27 protein-coding genes and 1 pseudogene are annotated in these 20,984 nt (G+C 47.7%); 12 read left to right on the top strand and 16 right to left on the bottom strand.

Annotated elements, in window-relative coordinates:
- Positions 1 to 45: 45 nt before the first annotated feature.
- Positions 46 to 1,119, top strand: a complete 1,074-nt coding sequence (locus K6T23_RS20875; RefSeq protein ID WP_238283207.1) for a PQQ-dependent sugar dehydrogenase — start codon at positions 46 to 48, stop codon at positions 1,117 to 1,119.
- 59 nt (positions 1,120 to 1,178) lie between these two features.
- Here K6T23_RS20875 and K6T23_RS20870 read toward each other — a convergent pair whose 3' ends face one another.
- The 7 genes and pseudogenes from K6T23_RS20870 to K6T23_RS20845 form a co-directional block, all read right to left on the bottom strand.
- A complete protein-coding gene (locus tag K6T23_RS20870; protein WP_156450689.1) occupies positions 1,179 to 1,328 on the bottom strand; it encodes a hypothetical protein in 150 nt (49 codons plus the stop codon).
- A gap of 8 nt (positions 1,329 to 1,336) precedes the next feature.
- Positions 1,337 to 1,492, bottom strand: coding sequence for a YvrJ family protein (locus K6T23_RS20865; RefSeq protein WP_048004785.1), 156 nt, complete (start codon positions 1,490 to 1,492; stop codon positions 1,337 to 1,339).
- Between the two features lie 46 nt (positions 1,493 to 1,538).
- On the bottom strand, positions 1,539 to 2,081 hold the full coding sequence (locus K6T23_RS20860; RefSeq protein ID WP_053429702.1) for an N-acetylmuramoyl-L-alanine amidase family protein: 543 nt from the start codon (positions 2,079 to 2,081) through the stop codon (positions 1,539 to 1,541).
- A 30-nt stretch (positions 2,082 to 2,111) separates the two neighbouring features.
- Positions 2,112 to 2,528: a YcbK family protein gene (locus K6T23_RS20855; protein ID WP_373921157.1), complete on the bottom strand. Its 417-nt coding sequence runs from the start codon at positions 2,526 to 2,528 to the stop codon at positions 2,112 to 2,114.
- Positions 2,529 to 2,597: 69 nt separating this feature from the next.
- Positions 2,598 to 2,726 (bottom strand): annotated as a pseudogene (locus K6T23_RS22410) (peptidoglycan-binding domain-containing protein); the annotation flags it as partial.
- A gap of 225 nt (positions 2,727 to 2,951) precedes the next feature.
- Positions 2,952 to 3,167 carry a hypothetical protein gene (locus K6T23_RS20850; protein WP_056539332.1) on the bottom strand — a complete coding sequence of 72 codons (216 nt, stop codon included), beginning with the start codon at positions 3,165 to 3,167 and terminating at the stop codon, positions 2,952 to 2,954.
- Positions 3,168 to 3,172: 5 nt separating this feature from the next.
- Entirely contained in the window at positions 3,173 to 3,748 is a 576-nt protein-coding gene (locus K6T23_RS20845) for a sigma factor-like helix-turn-helix DNA-binding protein (protein WP_238283206.1), read from the bottom strand.
- A 266-nt stretch (positions 3,749 to 4,014) separates the two neighbouring features.
- Between K6T23_RS20845 and K6T23_RS20840 the strand changes: the two genes are divergently transcribed.
- Positions 4,015 to 4,359, top strand: coding sequence for a hypothetical protein (locus K6T23_RS20840; RefSeq protein WP_056539326.1), 345 nt, complete (start codon positions 4,015 to 4,017; stop codon positions 4,357 to 4,359).
- 37 nt (positions 4,360 to 4,396) lie between these two features.
- Here K6T23_RS20840 and K6T23_RS20835 read toward each other — a convergent pair whose 3' ends face one another.
- Complete coding sequence (locus tag K6T23_RS20835) at positions 4,397 to 5,188, bottom strand: SDR family NAD(P)-dependent oxidoreductase (protein ID WP_238283205.1); 792 nt, start codon at positions 5,186 to 5,188, stop codon at positions 4,397 to 4,399.
- An 806-nt stretch (positions 5,189 to 5,994) separates the two neighbouring features.
- Between K6T23_RS20835 and K6T23_RS20830 the strand changes: the two genes are divergently transcribed.
- Positions 5,995 to 6,315 (top strand): hypothetical protein, encoded by a 321-nt coding sequence (locus K6T23_RS20830; protein WP_238283204.1) that lies wholly within the window; start codon positions 5,995 to 5,997, stop codon positions 6,313 to 6,315.
- Between the two features lie 987 nt (positions 6,316 to 7,302).
- Here the strand turns inward: K6T23_RS20830 and bshB2 are convergent.
- The 4 genes from bshB2 to K6T23_RS20810 all read right to left on the bottom strand — a co-directional run bounded on the left by bshB2 (position 7,303) and on the right by K6T23_RS20810 (position 9,874).
- Positions 7,303 to 7,986 (bottom strand): bacillithiol biosynthesis deacetylase BshB2, encoded by a 684-nt coding sequence (gene bshB2, locus K6T23_RS20825; protein WP_048004794.1) that lies wholly within the window; start codon positions 7,984 to 7,986, stop codon positions 7,303 to 7,305.
- A gap of 29 nt (positions 7,987 to 8,015) precedes the next feature.
- Positions 8,016 to 8,363 (bottom strand): YojF family protein, encoded by a 348-nt coding sequence (locus tag K6T23_RS20820; protein ID WP_056539315.1) that lies wholly within the window; start codon positions 8,361 to 8,363, stop codon positions 8,016 to 8,018.
- Positions 8,364 to 8,570: 207 nt separating this feature from the next.
- The gene (gene pdxK, locus K6T23_RS20815) at positions 8,571 to 9,380 is read right to left on the bottom strand and encodes a pyridoxine/pyridoxal/pyridoxamine kinase (protein ID WP_056539310.1); all 810 of its coding nucleotides are present in this window, start codon (positions 9,378 to 9,380) and stop codon (positions 8,571 to 8,573) included.
- Positions 9,381 to 9,523: 143 nt separating this feature from the next.
- Complete coding sequence (locus tag K6T23_RS20810; protein WP_056539308.1) at positions 9,524 to 9,874, bottom strand: YflT domain-containing protein; 351 nt, start codon at positions 9,872 to 9,874, stop codon at positions 9,524 to 9,526.
- 194 nt (positions 9,875 to 10,068) lie between these two features.
- Here K6T23_RS20810 and K6T23_RS20805 point away from each other — a divergent pair, with 194 nt between their 5' ends.
- The 3 genes from K6T23_RS20805 to K6T23_RS20790 all read left to right on the top strand — a co-directional run bounded on the left by K6T23_RS20805 (position 10,069) and on the right by K6T23_RS20790 (position 11,767).
- Positions 10,069 to 10,734 (top strand): uracil-DNA glycosylase, encoded by a 666-nt coding sequence (locus tag K6T23_RS20805; protein ID WP_238283203.1) that lies wholly within the window; start codon positions 10,069 to 10,071, stop codon positions 10,732 to 10,734.
- 343 nt (positions 10,735 to 11,077) lie between these two features.
- The gene (locus K6T23_RS20795; protein ID WP_056539302.1) at positions 11,078 to 11,362 is read left to right on the top strand and encodes a YwdI family protein; all 285 of its coding nucleotides are present in this window, start codon (positions 11,078 to 11,080) and stop codon (positions 11,360 to 11,362) included.
- A 33-nt stretch (positions 11,363 to 11,395) separates the two neighbouring features.
- Positions 11,396 to 11,767 (top strand): DUF423 domain-containing protein, encoded by a 372-nt coding sequence (locus tag K6T23_RS20790; RefSeq protein WP_053429690.1) that lies wholly within the window; start codon positions 11,396 to 11,398, stop codon positions 11,765 to 11,767.
- Positions 11,768 to 11,808: 41 nt separating this feature from the next.
- Here the strand turns inward: K6T23_RS20790 and gerQ are convergent, their stop codons facing one another.
- Both gerQ and hemQ read right to left on the bottom strand, forming a co-directional pair.
- Positions 11,809 to 12,258 (bottom strand): spore coat protein GerQ, encoded by a 450-nt coding sequence (gene gerQ, locus K6T23_RS20785; RefSeq protein ID WP_235563670.1) that lies wholly within the window; start codon positions 12,256 to 12,258, stop codon positions 11,809 to 11,811.
- Between the two features lie 213 nt (positions 12,259 to 12,471).
- Entirely contained in the window at positions 12,472 to 13,218 is a 747-nt protein-coding gene (gene hemQ, locus K6T23_RS20780; protein ID WP_159643675.1) for a hydrogen peroxide-dependent heme synthase, read from the bottom strand.
- Positions 13,219 to 13,510: 292 nt separating this feature from the next.
- Between hemQ and pta the strand changes: the two genes are divergently transcribed.
- A complete protein-coding gene (gene pta / locus K6T23_RS20775) occupies positions 13,511 to 14,482 on the top strand; it encodes a phosphate acetyltransferase (RefSeq protein WP_053429688.1) in 972 nt (323 codons plus the stop codon).
- A 95-nt stretch (positions 14,483 to 14,577) separates the two neighbouring features.
- The gene (gene lipL / locus K6T23_RS20770) at positions 14,578 to 15,429 is read left to right on the top strand and encodes an octanoyl-[GcvH]:protein N-octanoyltransferase (RefSeq protein ID WP_420493484.1); all 852 of its coding nucleotides are present in this window, start codon (positions 14,578 to 14,580) and stop codon (positions 15,427 to 15,429) included.
- A gap of 36 nt (positions 15,430 to 15,465) precedes the next feature.
- On the opposite strand, the gene K6T23_RS20765 is transcribed toward lipL, so the two are convergent.
- Positions 15,466 to 16,212: an RsfA family transcriptional regulator gene (locus K6T23_RS20765; RefSeq protein WP_238283201.1), complete on the bottom strand. Its 747-nt coding sequence runs from the start codon at positions 16,210 to 16,212 to the stop codon at positions 15,466 to 15,468.
- A gap of 1,135 nt (positions 16,213 to 17,347) precedes the next feature.
- Between K6T23_RS20765 and K6T23_RS20760 the strand changes: the two genes are divergently transcribed.
- Together K6T23_RS20760 and K6T23_RS20755 are read left to right on the top strand one after the other, a co-directional pair.
- Positions 17,348 to 18,649, top strand: coding sequence for an HD domain-containing protein (locus K6T23_RS20760; protein WP_056539291.1), 1,302 nt, complete (start codon positions 17,348 to 17,350; stop codon positions 18,647 to 18,649).
- A 48-nt stretch (positions 18,650 to 18,697) separates the two neighbouring features.
- A complete protein-coding gene (locus K6T23_RS20755) occupies positions 18,698 to 19,201 on the top strand; it encodes a YwgA family protein (protein ID WP_056539288.1) in 504 nt (167 codons plus the stop codon).
- 80 nt (positions 19,202 to 19,281) lie between these two features.
- Here the strand turns inward: K6T23_RS20755 and K6T23_RS20750 are convergent, their stop codons facing one another.
- Positions 19,282 to 19,467, bottom strand: coding sequence for a 2-hydroxymuconate tautomerase (locus K6T23_RS20750; protein WP_056539285.1), 186 nt, complete (start codon positions 19,465 to 19,467; stop codon positions 19,282 to 19,284).
- 229 nt (positions 19,468 to 19,696) lie between these two features.
- On the opposite strand from K6T23_RS20750, the gene K6T23_RS20745 reads away from it, so the two are divergent.
- A complete protein-coding gene (locus K6T23_RS20745; protein ID WP_056539972.1) occupies positions 19,697 to 20,326 on the top strand; it encodes a site-2 protease family protein in 630 nt (209 codons plus the stop codon).
- Between the two features lie 35 nt (positions 20,327 to 20,361).
- On the top strand, positions 20,362 to 20,868 hold the full coding sequence (locus K6T23_RS20740; protein ID WP_053429683.1) for a YwhD family protein: 507 nt from the start codon (positions 20,362 to 20,364) through the stop codon (positions 20,866 to 20,868).
- The last annotated feature ends 116 nt before the right edge of the window (positions 20,869 to 20,984 follow it).

The following is a 20,984-nucleotide window of genomic DNA, read 5'->3' as shown; positions in this document are numbered from 1 at the left end:
AAAAACAGGCTATACTGGTGAAAAATCATAAAGGGAGCTGAATGCATGAAACATCCATTCATATGGATCATCTTCAGCTTGGTCCTGATAGCGGGATGTGCCGATCAGGAGGAAAAACAGCAAGAAGAACATGCATCAGTCGAAAAACCAAGCGTTGAATATGAAGTCGTTGCCGATTCTCTCTCCATTCCATGGTCCATCGACCAAGACGGAGAGACGCTATATGTAACCGAGAGGACAGGTTCTATCGTAGAAGTACGGGACGGGAAGAAAGATAAGATTGACGTTTCCTTGGAAAAACCGTTATCGGACAACCCTGAAGCAGGTCTGTTGGGCTTTGTCCTTCATCCGGATTTTGCTCAAAATCAGCAAGCATATGCCTATTACACCTATGATGACAGCGGCACTCCTTATAACAGGGTCATCCTTCTTGAAAGGCAAGATCAATCCTGGAACGAGAAAAACGTCCTTTTAGACCGGATTCCGAGCGGCCAGTTCCATCATGGGGGGCGTCTTGAAATAGGACCGGATGAGAAGCTTTACATCACCACAGGAGATGCCACAAATGACGAGAAGGCTCAAGATCCCGAATACCTTGGTGGGAAAATTTTGAGGATGAATCTCGACGGAAGCACTCCGAGCGACAATCCTTCCGATAGCTATCTGTATAGTTATGGTCATCGGAATCCCCAGGGCTTGGCCTGGGATGGTGAGACCCTGTATGCAACGGAGCATGGACCGAAAGGCTATGATGAAGTCAATCGGATTGAAAAAGGGGCCAACTACGGCTGGCCGGATGTAACGGGTGACGAAGAAAAGAAAGGGACCATTCCTCCTCTCGCTCATTCAGGTGAGCCATCATGGGCCCCGTCGGGAGCCGATTTCAGTGAAGGGACGCTGCTGTTTGCGACCCTCGCAGGACAGAGCATAAAGCAGTTCGACCCGGACACCAAAGAGGTCACTGATCTGCTGGATGGCTTTGGAAGGATCCGCGATGTCCATGTAGATGGGGAAACTCTCTATTTCACAACGAATAATACGGACGGAAGGGGCATCCCGCGAGAGCAGGATGACAAACTGTATAAAGTGGACCTTTCCACCATTGAAGGAAAGCAATAGATAAAGAGGCCGTTCAGGTCTCTTTTTTTTTGCAACAAAAAAAGGGCAGAGCCCGGCGCTCAACCCTTCTTATCCATTCTTAACATCAGCACGCTTCCGATCAGAAGCAGCACAGCCATCCATGCATGGAACTGACTCAACCAAAGTCCGATTCCCACCATGCCAATCCCGATGGCGACCAAATTGGATACATATGATATCACATTCATGAACCTCCTTACTGCCTGTCTTCTTTGGAGAAAGTCTGGGACAGGGCTTGAATGGCCTGCTCCAACTGCTCAAGCTTCTTCTCCAATTTAACGAGCAGGAAAAGGGTGACGGCGATCGGAAATCCGAAGTTACCGAGCAATTGGACGAACACAGAATAATCCATGATCATTCCTCCTTATAAGAAAGCGGGCGGGAAGCCCGCCCTGGATTTACAGATTAAGTGCTTTGGCAATGCCAAGGCCGATGGCATTCGATAATCCCTGGATGAACGATGCACTTTTTAATAGATTCGTGTCATTCACGCTGTCCATGAACAGATTCTCGAGGAGGATGGCCGGCATGGACGTTCCACGAAGTACGGCGAAGTTAGCTACCTTCTTGCCGCGGTCACGGAGGCCATACTGGGAATAGAACTTCATGATCTCAGCATGGACGACATCCTGCCTTCGCCCGGTTTCAGTTTCCCTCGTGCCAGTATAGACGAAGCTTTCAAACCCAGTTCCACCGCCTGCATTATGGTGAAGAGAGACAAAGTAAGAAGCACCGAGTCCATTGGCAAAAGCGGACCGCTGGGATAATTCGATAAAGACGTCGGTGGAGCGGGTCATGCGGACATCCGCGCCGTAATTGGATTCGAGATAGGCTTTCACCTTAAGTCCGATCGTTAAAGCAAGATTCTTTTCTTGAAGACCGTTCCCGATGGCTCCTGGATCAGAGCCGCCGTGTCCCGGGTCTAGTACGATGATTGGCATAATGGTATTCCTCCTGTTTTTAAGGTTGATTTAAGCCCAGTAGTACGTTTGGGCGCCGTATGAGTATTCCGCGCGGCTGTCGACGTGCAGGAACGTATTGTATTTGATGATTCCGCTGAATCCGCATGTTTTGGCCACTTCCGCCACCTGTGAAGGGGTCTTTCCGGAAGGGTTGATATCCGCTGCGATCCCGTAGGTGTGCTGGGAGTTCGAGGCTCCTCCTACACTGCGGTTATGACTGATGCTTCGGAATCCTGAGTTGATGGTGACGGGAGGGTTTCCGAGCTTTTTGCGAAGTGCTTCCAACTTGTACATGAGGCGGCGGATATTCTCCCTGACCTGAGTGGATCCGACGTTCCCTCCATTGAAGGTGCTTCCGTCCTTGGAATAAAATTCAGAGAAGTTGAAGTGTGCAGTCGATCCGTCACTGGCTTCCAGTGCGTTCAATTGAGTATGGCTCTGAGGACCGGCAACGCCGTCTGCTGTAAGGCCATAAGCGCTTTGGAATCGCTTGACGGCTGCTGCAGTCCCTGCACCGAATACGCCATCAACGGCCACATGAGTCTTTGCCGGCGAGGCAGCTGCCCATCCTGCCACCCGGATTTGCAATTCTCGAACATCGTTACCAGAGTCACCTTGCTTCATTGTCCTTGTCCAGTTCATGTAACATCTCTCCCTATGATATGAATGGTAAGAGACAAACCAAAGGGATGCGGTACTGCGATTGAAGTCATCCCAACCTCATCGCGACCGTTTCGTTTGCCTTACACTTACTAAAGAAAGAAAAGGGAGCAGAACTACAACCTCCCACAGAAAATACACGAAAACAAGGCATAAAAAAACCGGCTGGATTCAGCCGGTCGATTGTCATTACTCCAAATCAAACAGTCCAGGAATGCGGTCCATCGAATACTCCCTCACATAGTGGATAATCTTGATTTTAAGCTCCTGCTCAAGATCATCACGGTTTTCAGCACGGGTCATGTAGAGGGATTTCTTGATTTTCGGTTCGAATGTCGTAATCACCTGTGTTTCATATTCACCTGTAGCCTGTGCTTCTTTTACCATTTCATAAAGTGCGCCCATTGCATCTACTCCTTTTTCTGTAATAGGATTCGTAATGCATTCAAAGCCTTTTTATGGCTCTTGGATATGGCCTGCTGGGATACCCCCATGCTCCTAGCGATTTCCGTGTCGCTCCATTCCTGGACGTAAGCGAGGTCAAGGATCCTTTGCTGTCTCTCTGTAAGCGTCCTGTAGCCTGTGAGAAGATCGTCGTCCTCAAGGCATTCTGCCAGTGTCGAGTAATTCATGAATGGCGACAGGCTGTCCGATTGATCAGGAACAAGATCGATGAACGCCTGCCCGTCCCCCTGATCGGTTTTCTTATCAAGAGTGAGAGGATGCCGCTCGGAATACGTCCGATGCTTCTTATCAAAATTGACACTATGGAAATACAGTGAGGAACTCACATAAGCCGTAAAACGGATATCAAAATAATGGGACTTGAATGCTTCGTTCAATTCGTATTCCCTTTCAGCGTTCGGTTCAAGGAGGAACTGTTCGATCAATGTTCTGTTTTCCTGCTTGCTGATAAACGAATCGACCGCTTTGTTATGCTTGAGATGAGGGTAATGCTTGTAAAACCGGGTCATCAATGTGTCCATTTTTTTCACCACCATTAGAACGTATGTTCGGTTTTGTAGTAAAAAAAAGAGAGAGAAATCTCGCTTTTACTATATAAAGAATAAAAAGGGTATAAAAAAACAACCTGCCAACCACTATTCATACCAATGTACTACTAATTAAACCATATTAAGGCATGAGCTGAAAGTGAGGATGGCACTAATTTCATTTCTTTTCCCCTAGAAGAAGGCTTTTTCACATGGAAAGTAGAAGTTTACTAGACAGTCCTTTGAAAGGGAGTGCTTGCATGAAAACGCGCTTGATCCTCTCTGGTGTCATGAGTCTGGCCGTCATCCTCAGCGGGTGCGGTACAGATGGATCATCTAAAGAAAAGCCGAAGGACGATGCGGAAGAAACCGTCGTTCCCGAGGCAGAGAAGGGTGTTGAACATTTGGATATGATAGCCAACGATGAACAGATCATCAAAACGCTGAAAGAATCAGGCAAGATACCTGAGAACGCCACGAAAGAAGACATTGAGAAAGCACTGCAGGACTATATAAAAGATAAAAACGCCGACACGCTGAAAAATGAAAAAGAAAAACAGAAATACATCGAGGAGCTTAAAGAAAAGATCAAAAACGAACAATGAGAGAAGCCACCGAAGCAATCGGCGGCTTCCTTTTTTATCATCTCATGACGCTTCCACCTGAGATCTTCATGGACTCACCTACCACATTGAAGGCGGCGTCGCTCAGCAGGAAAAGGATGACATTCGCCACTTCGCGGGGAGAAGTCAGCCGGTTGGATGGAATTCCTGACTTTGCGACTTCCAGCTGCTCTTCATATGTGCGGTTTTCCCGTTTACCTTTTGAGGCGATGGCTTCACGACCCATCTCGGTATCGACATAGCCTGGACACACTGCATTGACCCTCACGCCGTGCTCAATGGCTTCATGGGCGAATGCCTGGGTGAAGCCATTGACCGCGAATTTGGATGCACTGTAGGCGCTGTTGCCGTGTGTTCCCCGTAAGCCAGAGAGGGATGATAGATTGACGATGGACCCTTCCCCATGTTCCTTCATGCCGTGATACACGTCCTGGGTGATGGAGACGAGGGAAAAGTAGTTAAGCTCCATGATGGTGCGCATATCTTCATCGGAGAGTTTCTCAACAAGATCACCGCCCCCGATCCCGGCAGAGTTGACCAGTCCTGTAATCGGACCGGATGCTTCGATTGCATGGGAGATGAGTTGTTGACGGTCTTCCTCCTTGGTCAGGTCTGCAGGGAAGACGTGGAGATTGTTTGGGGACTGGACGGATTCTTTGAGTTTGGCAAGTTTGTCTTCGTTCCGCCCGGTTACGGTAACCTTCGCCCCTGCCTCAATGGCAGCGATGGCCGTTTCGTGACCAATGCCTCCTGTGGCACCGGTGATGAGGATGTGCTGGTTTTGCAGTGCTTGGTTGTGAAAAATGGTCATGTTTTTTCCTCCTTGTGTTTTAGGGTTACCCTGTCGGGGAGGGGTGGAAACCATTTTGGGCAGTCTGGTGGGTGGCTAGCTTCAAAGATTAGAGGTTGAAGAACCCATCCTGTTTTTAAATTTGATAGGTGATGGAAGATGGGTTCGTTCCGTTTCGCTACGGTCGACCGCTTTCCTGCGGGGTGGTCGGTGAGCCGCTTCGGCTGTGCCTGCAGGGTCTCACCTGCCCACTATTCCCGCGGGAGTCGGTCGTCCTTCGCTGCACTGCACTGAGCGGTTTTGAAGGGGGGCTAGCTTCAAAGATTAGAGGTTGAAGAACCCATCCTGTTATAAAATTGGGGGATGATGGAAGATGGGTTCGTTTCGCTCCGTTGCGGCCACCCGCTTTCCATGGGGCGTGCGGTGAGGCGCTTCGGCTGTGCCTGCAGGGTCTCACCCTGCCCGCTATTCCCATACACTACACTGTGCAGTTTTGCATGAGTGATAGCTTCAAAGATCGGGGGTTAAAGAACCCACCCCGTTTTTCCATTTGGCAAGGGGTGGGGAAGGGGCGGTTCGGTTTGTACCTTCTCTTAGATGCTCATTAGCTTCTTTTTAGGATAAAAAGCCTGGCTGTTATCTTATCATTTTCAAAAAAATCCTTCTGACTCTTAACACCGTCATATGTGGTTTGAGTCACTACAGTTAGTGATTTTTCCTTGTGTTCATAGTTTACACAAATAACCAATTTTGTTACGGTTAACCTATTGTTATAAGGGGAATTGGAAATAATACGGTTGATGGAAAATGAGTAGGGAGGTAAGCGGATGAAAGTGTTAGGTAGTTTGATGGTGGTCATTATTATGACCTTATCATTTTCAGTGGATAATGTTCTGGTGGATGGAAGTAGCTTCGAGGAGCTTCAAAAGAAGTACCCCAATGCGGTTGAAAAACTAGAGGAACATACTACTGAACCAGTGGATTTCTCGGAAATTCAGAAGAAGTATCCAAACGCTTTTCACGAGTTAACAGAAGGGGATGAAAAGGACACAGAGGGACTTAAACAAAAAGTGGAGGAAGACATAAAGAGACATCCAGAACTAGTCCAGTTTGCAGTGCCGGTCGATGAGGCGGATGAACCTGGATGATGTCAGGATCATCTCCCTCTCTGAATAGGTAGGGAGTGGAGGCCATTGCTACACGGCACTGGGTGCTTTTGGAGAAGAGATTGCTTGCTTGTACGTGTGGAGAATTCAAACGACTTCTCTTTTGATTTGGGGTGAAAAGATGAAGGGTTCGTTCCGTTCCGCTACGGCCACCCGCTTTCCATGGGGCGTGCGGTGAGCCGCTTCGGCTGCGCCTGCAGGGTCTCACCCTGCCCGCATTTCCCATAGGAGTCGGGTGGCCTCCGCTGCACTGCACTGTGCTTTTAGAGAAGAAATCACTTGCTTGTACGTGAGGAGAATTACAACCACTTCTCTTTTGATTAGGGGTGAAAAGATGAAGGGTTCGTTTCGTTCCGCTGCGGCCACCCGCTTTCCATGTGGCGTGCGGTGAGCCGCTTCGGCTGCGCCTGCAGGGTCTCACCCTGCCCGCTATTCCCATAGGAGTCGGGTAGCCTTCGCTACACTGCACTATGTGCTTTTTAAGGCGTGATTGCTATATTGTGAATGGAAAGATAAACATTACATTGTGAATGTAAGTAGGGGGGGTGCGATATTATTTATCGGGATGGAGCTAAAATGAATAATCGTTTGATTTTTACATAATAACGTAAGGGTATTGGTATGCATCATCCTTATAGTCATAATAATCAAATGGAATCCCACCTTGTTTAAAACTACAAAGTGGATTGTAGCGGAAGGTGCTTGACTCCAGCGGAAAAGGAGGAGTGGCGAGACCCCGCAGGCACGAGGAGGCTCGACGCCCTCCCCGCAGGAAAGCAAGCACCTGCAGCGGAAAGGAACGCCCCTTATACACAAGGATAAATCCAGTTTTACTGACAAAGCAGAAGGTACTTAACTCAAAAAGGAACGGTCTCCATCTCAAGGAATCTCTCATCAAAAAGAACGCACACAACCCCCAAGCCCGCTGAAATCCCGGACTTGGGGGTTGTGTATTATTACGTAATAAGGTTATTCAACGGAGTCTTTTTCCCACTGATAGCTCCAGAATCGCTCGTTGGTTACCCAGCGAAGGGCCTCAGGATCATTTTGCTCGATGCCTTTGTCCAAATCTTTCAGCATCCAGGCGGTTTGGGAGATATGGGCTCTCATCGTGTTGAGCTTTTGCTCCTTCACAGCAGAAATATCGACTGTGATATCGGGTTGGCCGAGTTCCTTTTCGCATCCGTTCGAGAAAGCCAGGCAGTGAAGCTTCGGACGGGAAGCTTTTGGCAAACGGCGTACTGCCCTGATGACAGCGCGGGCGGTTGCCTCGTGGTCTGGATGGACGGAATAGCCAGGGTAGAATGTGATGATCAGGGAAGGGTCGAGCTCTTCGATCAGTTCCGTCACCATATTTGCTAGCTTTTCATCATTTTCGAATTCGACCGTCTTATCACGGTAGCCCATCATGCGAAGGTCTTGAATTCCCATGACTTCTGCCGCTTTTTGAAGTTCCTTCTTACGGATGAGAGGAAGGGACTCGCGTGTAGCAAATGGTGGGTTACCCAAATTACGGCCCATTTCACCAAGGGTCAGGCATGCATATGTGACAGGGGTTCCGTTATTGACATGAGATGAAATCGTTCCGGATACACCGAACGCTTCATCGTCGGGATGGGGAAAGATTACGAGTAATTGTCTTTCTTTTTCCATTTTGAAATCTCCTTTATCGAAAAATCGTTCTACTTGAATGGGGTAGGGCTGATCTCGAGGGCCACGGCCAGTTTTCCATCGGCTCCGTGTCCGGCCATCAGTAGCCTGCCTTCCTCATCTTGTTCATAATGGGTCAAGCCTTCGGCGTAGATCCAGCCGATCTCCAGCTTCAACCCGACACGGAAAGGACCGTCACCGACGATTTTTCCATGTTCGTAATTGACCTTGGCGTTACGGATGTAGGCACCTGCTGAGAAGAAATTCTCATTGAAGTGGGATGCATAGGCACCGTTCGTCGTCTCTAGATGTATATATATATCTTGACGTGCAAACTGATTGATCAATCCTTGCACATCCGCTAATTGAATAGGCTTCATATCATATCCTCCTCATAATGAAAAAACCATTATGTACTATCTTACTAAATTTAGTGGCCGAAAGCGAAAACTCTGTTTGATAATCCGCATATGCGGAGTCTAGTATTCCCATCCAGAATCGTCTGCATCCGTATGAAGGGCTAATGGAACAAAAAAGAGACCGTCTTGATGCTGCTCACAGCTTCAAAACGGTCCCTTGGGAGATTCTTATTTTTCAAATCGATTGTAAGCGCCATGCATGACAGGCCCTACATACTCGTTCAACTTAAATCCGTGCTTAATGGCAGCTGTTACGAATGATTTTGCATTTGTCACAGCTTCTTTTACATCCTGGCCATTGGCAAGATTCGCCGTGATGGCAGCCGCGAATGTGCAGCCTGCTCCGTGGTTGTATGTGGTATCCACTTTATCTTCTTCTAGGATGGTGAAGTCCGTTCCATCATAGAAGAGATCAAGGGCTTTTGTGTGCTCGAGCTGCTTTCCGCCTTTGATGACTACGTTCTTCGCTCCGAGGTCATGAATTTTCTTTGCGGCTTCTTTCATGCCTTCGATGGTTTTGATTGGACCGGTCTGAGCAAGCTGTCCAGCTTCGAAAAGATTGGGAGTCACTACCGTGGCGCGCTGAAGGAGATGCTCTCTCATAGCGTCGGTTGTTTCGGGGTGAAGAACTTCATCTTCGCCTTTACAGACCATCACCGGATCAATGACAACTTTATTCAAGCCGTACTGATCGATTTTTTTTGCCGCAAGCTCGATGACTTCCACTGTACCGAGCATCCCGGTTTTCATTGCATCGATGCCGACAGAAAGGACGGTCTCAAGCTGAGCTTCCAAAGTGCTTACCGGAAGGGGATGTACGTTGTGGTGCCAGTGATCGGCAGGATCCATCGTGACGACAGTGGTAAGGGCGGTCATGCCGTAAACGCCGTGCTCCTGGAAGGTCTTCAGGTCCGCCTGGATGCCTGCGCCCCCACTTGTATCAGAACCAGCAATGGTTAGTGTTTTTTTCAATGTCATCGTAGTATTCCTCCTAATTAGTGCGGGTGTAAATGTAAAAGTCTGACTAAAGAATATACTATCACATAGGGAATATCAAATTGTACATTTTCATTACATACGAAAGAAGACACCGGTGGCCGGTGTCTTCTTCGTCTCCTGGTTTAGAGGACGCCTTGGTTATGATCGACTCCGTGTTTGGAAGCGACAATGACTAATTTCCCCTTGTCAAGTTCTTCCTCATACGTATCAGCTTCTGCCTGATTGAGTCCGACTGCTTTCATCTTGGAGCGCAGCTCGTCTCCGCGTTTTTGGAACAGGTTCCCGATGGCGTCGAATACGCCTTGTTCTTTAAGTCCTACCGATTCAGTATCCGTCCCATCGGTGATATGCTGGGAACGATTCTTATCATGTGCAAATATGAAGATATCGTCCTTTGTATACCCTTGGCCGGTCAGCATTTCAATTTCTCTTTTAGCTTCGACTACGTTTTCTACCGTGTGTACTTTGTACATGAATGAATACCCTCCAATAAAAAGTTGTGATTTCTTATGTGTACTGTTCCCGCTGTACATAGAGTTAAACGTCAGGGGGGCAGTCCGTAGAAATGAACCCCACTGGCAGGGAGTAGTGGATTTACAGGTGTTCTGCCATAAAGCTATAGTAGAAGAGCAGATAACCAAATTGAGAGAGTGGAAAGGAGTCTGTCATGATTTTTCAAAATGACTGGGCCGATTTGTTAGATGATGAGTTGAAGAAGGACTATTACCAATCCCTTAGGGAGTGGCTCAAGAAAGAATATGACGAGCATACGGTCTACCCGCCCATGTTCGATATCTTCAATGCCTTCCACTACACTTCATATGACGACGTCAAGGTAGTCCTGCTGGGGCAGGATCCTTATCATGGACCGAATCAAGCAGAGGGCATGAGCTTTTCTGTGAAGAAAGGGGTCAAGATTCCCCCGTCCCTTCGGAATATGTACAAGGAACTTGAAAGCGACATCGGCTGTCCTGTGCCGGAACATGGCTCGTTGGTGAAATGGGCAAAAGAGGGCGTCCTCCTCTTGAATACGGTATTGACGGTGAGGGACGGGGAAGCGCACTCTCATCGGAACAAAGGATGGGAGCGTCTGACGGATCATGTGATCAAAACGTTGAATGAACGTGAAAAGCCCGTCGTATTCATCTTGTGGGGGAAACCTGCTCAATCAAAAGAAAAGCTGATTGATCAATCCGTCCATTTCACCATTAAATCTCCTCATCCGAGTCCGCTGTCAGCACATCGAGGGTTCTTTGGAAGCAAACCTTACTCTAAGACCAATCAGTTCTTGAAAAAGCACAATATCCCTGAAATCGATTGGTGTATTGAATAGCGTGTTTCACGTGGAACATCCTGTGAGGAGTGGGTTCCTTACAATTCTGTGAACATTGAGAAAGGGAAGTGGAGGAATGAAGTCAAAGGCGACTCAAGTGAACTGTTTTCAATGCGTCTATTTCTATACAACTTGGGAACCGGCGCATCCGCGTGGCTGCAGGGGATACGGCTTCAAAACGAAGTTGATGCCCTCGGCTGTCGTCCGCCAATCCTCAGGACATCCATGTTTAAAATTCGTTGATAAAAGGAAGGGGCAGACGAGTTGCTAATTTCATCACGAACAATTAGGATTATGGAGTAGGTAAACGAATTCATGAGGATGTTGAAAGGAGTACGACAACATGAATATCCCTCATCAGTCTTTAATCAAGAAAATGGAGATGGAGATCGGGAAGGCAAAGAATGCAGAAAAGGCCAGCCAGATTCGGGAACACATCTATTCCATCAAGGCGATGTGCGAGTTGCTCCTTGAAGAGCAGTCAGGAGAAACATCTGCGGTCTTCCAGCAGTCAGCCGTTCAATATGTCCCGCAGCCGGAGCCGATATCCAAGCCGGTTACCATCCAGAAGGAAGAGCCGCTGGAAACGGATGATGGCGCAAATGGTTCATCCCTTTTTGATTTCTAATAAAAGCATCAATGGAAGAAAGGACGAAGAGCAATGAAGACATTCATCATCATCGGAGCGATCAATGCTTTCTTATCGGTGGCACTTGGTGCGTTCGGTGCCCATGCACTTGAAGGAAAGATTTCCGCTAAATATATTGAGACCTGGAATACAGGTGTTCAATATCAGATGTTCCATGCCATCGGAATCTTGATCATTGGGGTCATGCTTGGGAACCTTGCACCAAGCTCACTCTTATCATGGTCGGGTTGGTTGATGTTGATCGGAACGATTCTGTTCTCAGGAAGCCTGTATGTTTTGAGTCTATCAGGAATCAAGGTGCTCGGAGCCATCACTCCACTTGGAGGAGTCAGCTTCCTTGCAGCGTGGGTGCTCCTGATCATTTTTGCCGCGAAAAATCTGTAAAACGGAAAGCCGCCATCCCTCTGAGGATGACGGCTTTTTCATTATCTTCGAGGTGTATACCCTTGAGCATATGGATATTCATACTCGATTTCTTCATCAAACGTGATGTAATCCAAATAGATCATCGGGATAAGGTAGCGCATGCCGGTCTGGGGATCGGTGAGTATGAGATGATCCCTCCCCGCAGCCTCAATGATTCCTTTGAAGACTTTCGCATTCCATTCTTTATTATTCTCAAATGTGGTATAGACCGTGGCAACTTTTCCTTTGTTCAATCGGAGGATGTTCTCGATGTACGATTCTTCCATCGGAAGCATGCCGGGAACATTCTGTGAGGATGGTGCCGGAGCATTTGTCGGGGAAGGGATGTAATTTCCCCCTGCTTGCGGCATATTGAAGTTCTGTCCTTGACTCTGCTGGCCTCCATACTGACTATACGGATTATACTGGTTGTATCCTTGTCCTTGCCCATAGTTAGGATAATTAGACAACGCGTTGACCTCCCTTTATTCTCCAGATGCCCATCAATCAGCATCTTGATTCCTATACTCTGCGGACCGTTTTGGAGCTTACGGTACCTGACTGTCTCACTAATTCACTCTATGAGGGGAGAAAGGAGATTATTCATGAAAATCCTTTTTTATCGGAGGAGGGAGCTTCTTACATATGAAAAAACGCGTCCTGGGTTCCAGGACGCGTTTGATTTAGTTTACATGCAGGAACGTTTCGATTTTTTCTTCAGGCAGGAGGTTCCCTACATAGAAAGCACCGAATTCCCCGTACCGTGCGCTGACTTCATCAAAGCGCATTTCGTATACAAGCTTTTTGAATTGAAGGACATCATCTGCAAATAGTGTGACTCCCCACTCGTAGTCGTCGAAACCGACAGAGCCTGTGATGATCTGTTTCACTTTGCCGGCATATTGACGGCCGATCATCCCGTGACTTCTCATCATATCGCGACGGTCTTCCATCGGAAGCATATACCAGTTATCGTTTCCTTGGCGACGCTTGTCCATCGGATAGAAGCAAACGTGATTCGCTTTAGGTAGGATTGGATAAAGACGCTCTTTCACATATGGGTTATCATATGGATCGCCTTCTGAAGGCATGTAGTTACCCAATTCGACTACTGAGACATATGAGAAGGTCGGAACGGTAAATTCAGCAATCTTCAGCTTGTTGAACTCGTTCTCAAGCTCGTTCAGTTCTTCCATGGTAGGACGCAGGATCATCAGCATGAAATCAGCTTTCTGTCCGACGATCGAATAGAGGGCGTGGCTGCCTTCCTTCGCATCCTGTGTGCTATTCAACTTATCTAAAAAGCGTTGGAATTCCGCAATGGCTTCTGTACGATCTTCGCTGGAGAGCATCTTCCATGTCGTCCAATCAATCGCCCGGAAATCATGAAGGGAATACCAACCATCCAGTGTTTGTGCCGGTTCTGCCAACTTGATCACTCCTTTAATCAATATCCATCCATTACTATATCATAGTTTCACCAATGAAAGCGCATACCCATACTTGAATGTCGTAAAAATGGCACAATCAGGGATAAAGGGAAACACGCGGGAACAGACTATATGAGTATTCATAGAGATTCCCGGGTAAAGAAATAGCGTACCGTTTTTTGAAAACAAAGAATTTTATAGTGGAAGCGATACCAAATCGACTTTCCCTTGAATTCCTCTATGAGAAGAGTATTCTAAGATTGGATATGTATAAATCAAGGAGGTTCCTCTATTGAGTAATTTATTTGCGACATTGACAGATAAAGTAAAAGGTAAAGAGTTGAAGATCGTTTTCCCTGAAGGTACTGATGAGCGCATCCTTACTGCCGCTTCCCGCCTTGCTGCAGACGGCATACTGACGCCGATCGTAATCGGAAACAAAGAGCAGGTCGAAGCGAAAGCACATGAACAGAACGTGAAGCTTGAAGGTTGCGAAATCATTGATCCTTCAACATTTGCAGGCATGGACGATTTGGTGAAATCTTTCGTGGAACGCCGCAAAGGCAAAGCAACAGAAGAGGACGCGAAAAAGATCCTTCTTGATGAAAACTACTTCGGAACCATGCTTGTATACACTGGACAAGCTCACGGTCTTGTAAGCGGAGCGGCTCATTCAACAGCAGACACTGTGCGCCCTGCCCTTCAGATCATCAAAACAAAAGAAGGCGTGCGCAAAACGTCCGGCGTCTTCATCATGGTACGTGAAGAAGAGAAATATGTATTTGCAGATTGCGCAATCAATATTTCCCCTGACAGCCAAGACCTTGCTGAGATTGCCATCGAAAGTGCAAAAACAGCGGAAATGTTCGATATCGATCCTCGTGTTGCTATGTTGAGCTTCTCGACAAAAGGATCTGCTAAATCACCTGAAACAGAAAAAGTGGTTGAAGCCGTAACCATCGCAAAAGAAAAAGCACCTTCCATCACAGTGGATGGAGAATTCCAATTCGATGCAGCATTTGTTCCTTCTGTTGCTGAGAAAAAGGCTCCAGGTGCCGATATCCAAGGAAATGCCAACGTCTTCGTATTCCCAAGCCTTGAAGCAGGGAATATCGGATACAAAATCGCTCAACGCCTTGGTAACTTTGAAGCAGTCGGGCCGATCCTTCAAGGATTGAACGCACCGGTGAACGACCTTTCACGCGGTTGTAACGAAGAAGACGTGTACAAGCTTGCCCTCATCACGGCAGCTCAAGCACTGTAAGAGTTTTAGACCGGTTCCCACGGTGGGAACCGGTCTTTTTTGCTTTATAGGGGCTATGCTATAATGGACAAATCGAAGATACACGAAGGAGAAACATGATGGAGAAAGATAAAGTATATGAGCTCCTCCGCCAAGACCGGTGGAGGGTGATTGATCAATCGAGCCTCGGACCTACCTTCGGTGCCCTGCAGTCGTTCGCCATGGATGATACGCTATGCACAGTTACCGGCTCAGGAGACTCCGACCCCACTGCCCGTTCGTGGGTCCACCACCAGACCGTGGTCCTCGGCATCCAGGACACGAAGCTTCCATTTCTGGATGAAGCCCTTGAAGTGCTTGAAGATGCAGGGTACCACTATATTGTCCGGAACTCAGGTGGCCTGGCAGTCGTCCTGGATGAAGGGGTACTCAACCTGTCCCTCGTCTTCCCAGATTCGGAGAAAGGAATCGACATCAACAGAGGGTATGATGCCATGTGGCTTCTCATCAAGGAGATGTTCCCGGAAGTTAGCGAGCAGATCGAAGCGAAGGAGATCACCCGCTCCTACTGCCCTGGCGGCTATGATTTGAGTATCAACGACCGGAAGTTCGCCGGCATCTCCCAGCGCAGGATCCGCGGGGGAGTGGCGGTCCAGATCTACCTTTGCGTCAATGGAAGCGGATCGGAACGGGCAGAGCTCATCCGCCGCTTCTATGAGGTGGGGTTGCAGGGTGAACCATCGAAATTCACCTTCCCTGATATCAACCCAAGCGTCATGGCGAGTCTTGCAGAACTGTTGGGGGTCGAGCTCACGGTCCAGGATGTGATGATGAGGTTCCTGACGTCTCTCCACTCATTCAGCGGGCAGCTTTACAATTCATCCCTCCAAGGAGAAGAATACGCCATGTATGAAGCGTACTACGAGCGCGTCTTGGACAGGAATGCGAAGGTACTGGGAATGAAATAAGAGGGTGGACCCGATTGACGGGGCCACCCTCTTTTATCATCCTTCTGCCACTTTTTCCAGATTGCCGTTGCGATCCATTTTGAAGCGCGGTGATTTTGCAGCCTCATCTTCATCGAACAGGACCAGCTTTCGTGCCCGGTTCATGATCTGCATGAGGGTTTCATAATCTTCCTGCATGGTCACCGTGTTATTCTCCAGCTCATTCACCTTTTTAGCCAATGCCTCATTTTCTTTCCTGAGTTCATGGATTTCACCCTTCAAACGTTGATTCTCGATCTTATACACATCAGAATTGGAAAGGGCGTATTGCTGCAGGAACGAAATGACCTTCTCGATGCTCATCTCGCCTTTAGAGGCAACAGGCACTGCTTCATGTACCGGTTCCGGCTGTCCTGCTTCTTCTACCTGTGGCTTATGGGTGAACTCATCAAGGGAGAAGGGAACATCATCCTCCGGCATTGATAGAGACATAGCATCCAGATCATCGAACGAAGGTGTAGGCGGCTGATACAATAGCTTCTTCTTCCCACCCTGATCTTTCCCCAGGATACGGTGACGTTGCTTTCTTTGTTTTTTTGCTAGTTGAAGAGCTTTCTCATACTGATGGCGGACAACTGCGTTCCAACGGAATCCACATGCTGCCGACGTACGATTCAATTGATCTCCTACTTCTTCGAAAGCATTAAGCTGAGTGCTTCCCTCCCGCACATGACGAAGAACGGTTTCTGCCAATAAAAGATCATTTTCTTCGGTCCAGGCATCTTGTCTTGATTTAACTGTCATTTCCTCTCAACCCCCATATAATAATATGTCGTTGATATCATCATTGACAGCTCCGGGCATTTTTATACGAATATGCTAAAAAAATTCTGGTCTGCTAGTTTCGTTGCTTGGGTGAACCTCCCTTGCAAAACAAAGCCGAAAAGAGTATCGTATGGAACGGTATTGTGTCAAAGGTAGAAAAACCGTCTAAAAAAGACAAATCAATGCCGATTCCAGACGGCTGGGCTATCTGGATTTCAGGCCTTGCACCGACCCCCAAACCCTTTGTGGAAAAGTCCGTACACCGACCCAAATAGTCCAAAACTTCCCTCGCCAAGAAGGAAGTTTTATTGTTTATAAAGAAGAGCATATTGGTGTTCCATACTGATCACAGACAGCAGAAGGCACACAGTCCCAGACGGCTAATGTAGGTAAAAGAATGCGAGAAAGAATGAAACTTATAACCTAGAGTGACATGTTCATTTTGTAATATAACGAAGTTGAAAAGAATCGTGAACCGAAAGTGTAGAAAAAGATCCTGAGTCCTACCAAAGAGTGAAAAGAAACGAAGGGATCCGGACTCCTTCGGAAAAAAGGGATGACCGAGCCCCCACAGGCACGAAGAGGCTCGGTCACCCTCCCAAGGAAAGCCGTTCCCGCAGCGGGATGAAGCGTCCCATCCAGAATAACAATGAAGTAGAATTAAATTGATACAGGCGGGAACGATGAATGTAAAAAGGGAATCAAATTGTCACCAAAGAGTGAAAAGAAGCGAAGGGATCCGGACTCCTCCGGAAAAGAGGGAAGACCGAGACCCCACAGGCACGAAGAGGCTTGGGCACCCTCCCGAAGAAAACCGTTCCCGCAGGGGGATGAAGCGTCCCATCCAGAATAACTATGAACCACCATAAATCCAACAAACAGGTTTGCCACAAACAAAAAAAGGAAATATAGGAACAATGCAGAACCATTCAAAAACCAGCGGCTCTCCACACCTGTCAAGAGGGAACAGAATCACAAAAAAAATTCATTCCCCAAAACATCAGGAATGAAAAGCCTCGAAGACAATTACCTATTTTTTTCGACACAATTCGAGATGAATCGTGGGTAAAAAGCCGCTATAATAGAAAGATGCTAGTTAGGAAGAGGGTAAAAGATGGAGTATGCCAAGCAGAAATTACATGAAGAAAAAGTATTTAAAGACCCTGTTCATCGATACGTTCATGTAAAGGACCGGGTGATCTGGGATTTGATTGGAACAAAAGAGTTTCAACGCCTTCGCAGGATCCGTCAGCTGGGAACTACCTACTTGACCTTCCACGGTGCGGAACACAGCCGTTTCAACCATTCCCTTGGAGTCTATGAAATCATCCGCCGGATCATCGACGATGTATTCGCAGGAAGACCTGAATGGAGCGATGATGAGCGCCTCTTATCCCTTTGTGCCGCCCTGCTGCACGACCTGGGGCATGGACCGTTCTCCCACTCATTCGAAAAAGTCTTCCATATGGATCACGAGCATTTCACCCAGGCGATCATCCTTGGGGACACCGAGGTCAACCAAGTACTGAGAAAAGTGGCAAAGAACTTCCCGAAACATGTAGCAGAAGTCATTGCCAAAACCTATAAGAACAAGCTTGTCGTCAGCCTCATATCCAGCCAGATCGACGCCGATCGCATGGATTATCTGCAGAGGGACGCCTATTTCACCGGGGTCAGCTACGGTCACTTCGATATGGAGCGGATCCTTCGGGTCATGAGACCGCGTGAGGATCAGGTCGTCATCAAGCAGAGCGGGATGCACGCCGTCGAGGACTACATCATGAGCCGCTATCAAATGTATTGGCAGGTTTATTTCCACCCGGTCACACGTAGTGCGGAAGTGATCCTGACGAAGATCTTACATAGGGCGAAGGAGCTTTACGAGGATTCCTACTCCTTCAAACAGGAACCGGTACACTTTTATTCACTGTTTCAAGGGGATGTTTCCCTTGAAGATTACCTGAAGCTTGATGAAGGGGTCATCACGTACTATTTTCAGATTTGGCAGGAAGAAGAAGATCCGATCCTCCGCGACCTGTGCGAGCGGTTCATGAATCGCAATCTGTTCAAATACGTCGAATTCGACCCGGCTAAGGAATATAAGAAGCATAGTGAACTCGAAGCACTCTTCAAAAAAGCAGGCATCGATCCCGACTACTATCTTGTTGTCGATTCTTCCTCCGATCTGCCGTACGATTTTTATCGTCCCGGTGAAGAGGAGGAACGTCTTCCGATTCATCTTCTGATGAAGAACGATGAGCTGAGGGAGCTTTCAAGGCAGTCGGATATCGTCGATTCCATCTCCGGGAAACGCCGGACAGACCATAAACTATACTATCCAGTGGATCTTCTCTATGACGAATCCACGAAGAAGAATATAAAAAGACAGATTCGCAGCATCTTAGAACTCACATGACGACACGGTGGCTAGACATGCAATACTAGGAGTAGGAGATGACGTACATTGTTGAAAGAACACGCAAAATTGATGAGCGCCTTCATGGCATCGGGCGAAGTGATCGGGAGGAAAAAGCTTCAGAAGATGATCTTCATCGCGAAGAAGCTGGCCTTCCCGTTTCAGGAGCGCTTTGAATTTCATTTCTATGGTCCCTATTCAGAGGAACTGACTCTCAGGGTGGAAGAATTATGCAATATGGGGTTCATCTCGGAAGTGAAGGAGAAGAAGGGTGGCTACTATCAATACCGCTACTCCGTCACAGAAGAAGGAGAGGACTTTTTGAAGATCTATGAAAAGGACATGCCGTTCCTCGAGGATTGCTTAACGGATATGAACGGTCAATCGGCCCGTTTCCTTGAGCTCGTATCGACTGTCCTTTACTTTGATACCCTTCCGAAAGAAGAAGTGGCGGAAAAGGTCTTCACCTTGAAGAGCAAACAAAAGTATACGAATGAAGAAGTGGATGAGGCCTATGCCTACATCGAAAGCTTGAAAAAGGTCATTCACTAGGATGGAGGGGACTGCGCTTGAAGCGGTCCTTTTTTATGTTGGGCAAAGAAAAAACGGCCGCAATATGGGGCCGTCATGGATCATTGGTCGCTTAGGCGCTTGCCGCCTGACGCGTAGTGGTTCTTGGTCATTTCCTCGATAAAGACGACGACTTTCTCTTCGGGTGCTCCAGTCGTTTCGCTGACGGCTTCCGTCACTTTCTCAACGAGTGCGCGCTTTTGATCATCAGTGCGTCCTTCCAGCATCTTCACGGTCACATAAGGCATTTACATTCGCTCCCTGCTTTTGAATTTGATACAATCTGTGATAGGCTTTTGCCTATACCTTAACTGTATCGGGTAACGCTTGGACAGGCAAGACATATTCAGCCTACGGATGCAGGACTTTTCCTGTATACTGGGGAATAAGAAAATATATGAAACAGATAAAGGAGTACATATCTTGGAAACATTCCGTCAGCTTTTTGAAGCCATTTCCATTTTTCGGCTGAACGAGATGCCGTTTGTCATCATTTCCCTCGTCGTGGGGTTCACGGTCCATGAGTTTGCCCACGCGTATGTGGCGTACCGCTTCGGCGACAACACGGCGAAGGATCAAGGGCGCTTGACACTGAATCCGGCTCAGCATCTTGATCCGATCGGGACGCTTCTGCTTCTGATAGCAGGTTTCGGTTGGGCAAGACCGGTACCGGTGCAGCGCTCGCGTTTTAAAAATCCAAAGCTTGCCGGGATCCTAGTGTCCCTTGCCGGCCCGCTCAGCAACTTTTTAGTCGCCTTCATCGCGTATGCCCTGTTCTTTTTCTTCATTGGCGTCAGCGGATTCACGGTCCCATCGTTCATTGTGAATCTTCTTCAGATGATGGTGTACCTGAATGTCCTGCTGTTCGTCTTCAATCTGATACCGGTTCCGCCGCTGGACGGATACAGGGTGATCGAGGATCTGGTACCGCCCCATGTACGTTCAAAGATGAGCCAGTATGAGCAGTACGGTGCACTGATTTTCATCGTACTCGTCATCACCCCATTGGGGAACTATACGATCAGACCGTTGCTTTTCAACGGAATCGCAGCAGTGAATCAGACATTCAACAGCATTTTCACGGCAATCTATTCACTATTTTCGTAGTCAAAAATAATTGAAATATAGAGGAGTGAGACAGGATGGAGAAGAAGAAAAATATCGGATTCAACATCATCAAAAATGACCCAACGGATGGGCATGGAGGATATGGTGTCGGCGCCCTCAGTCTGGATAATGTATCACCCGTCATGATCGACGTGGAAGCAGGAGAAGCCACCATCGAAGTCGGTGCCATGCACGCACGGAGCCCTATTGAAAAAGGTATCAAGTTCACGAATAACAGGGAAGATTCGGCAGGCGGGAAAAATTACTGGCTGATCTGGGTGACGATTGACCGGATGGAAGACGGTCCCTATTATGCAGGTGTGACAGCCTGTGAACTTGTAGTGAACAGGGAAAAGAGAAGGGGCTATAAATCCATGCCGGAGCATGTGAACCACATGGATAAGTCGATCAAACGCTATATCATCGTCGAACAGATGGATGAAAAGTCCAAGGGGACCCTTGCAGCATTCCTGAAGAATCATGATCAGGGAATGTGGGATCGTTCGAAAGATGAGCTGAAAAGCGCATTGTTAAGCGAATGAAAGCGTTTGTGAACAAACTGTGAACATTTCCTTTGTGCGACTTTCCTATCTTGTGCTTTGTTGAGAATAAAAGTAAAATGAAAGCACAGTTTGCACATAAACTAGGACACGGAAAG

The sequence above is a fragment of the Rossellomorea marisflavi genome, assembly GCF_022170785.1.
In the GTDB taxonomy this organism is placed as follows: Bacteria; Bacillota; Bacilli; order Bacillales; family Bacillaceae_B; genus Rossellomorea; species Rossellomorea marisflavi_B.
The sequence above is the reverse complement of the archived record's forward strand: the minus strand, read 5'-3'. Positions and strand labels throughout refer to the sequence as shown.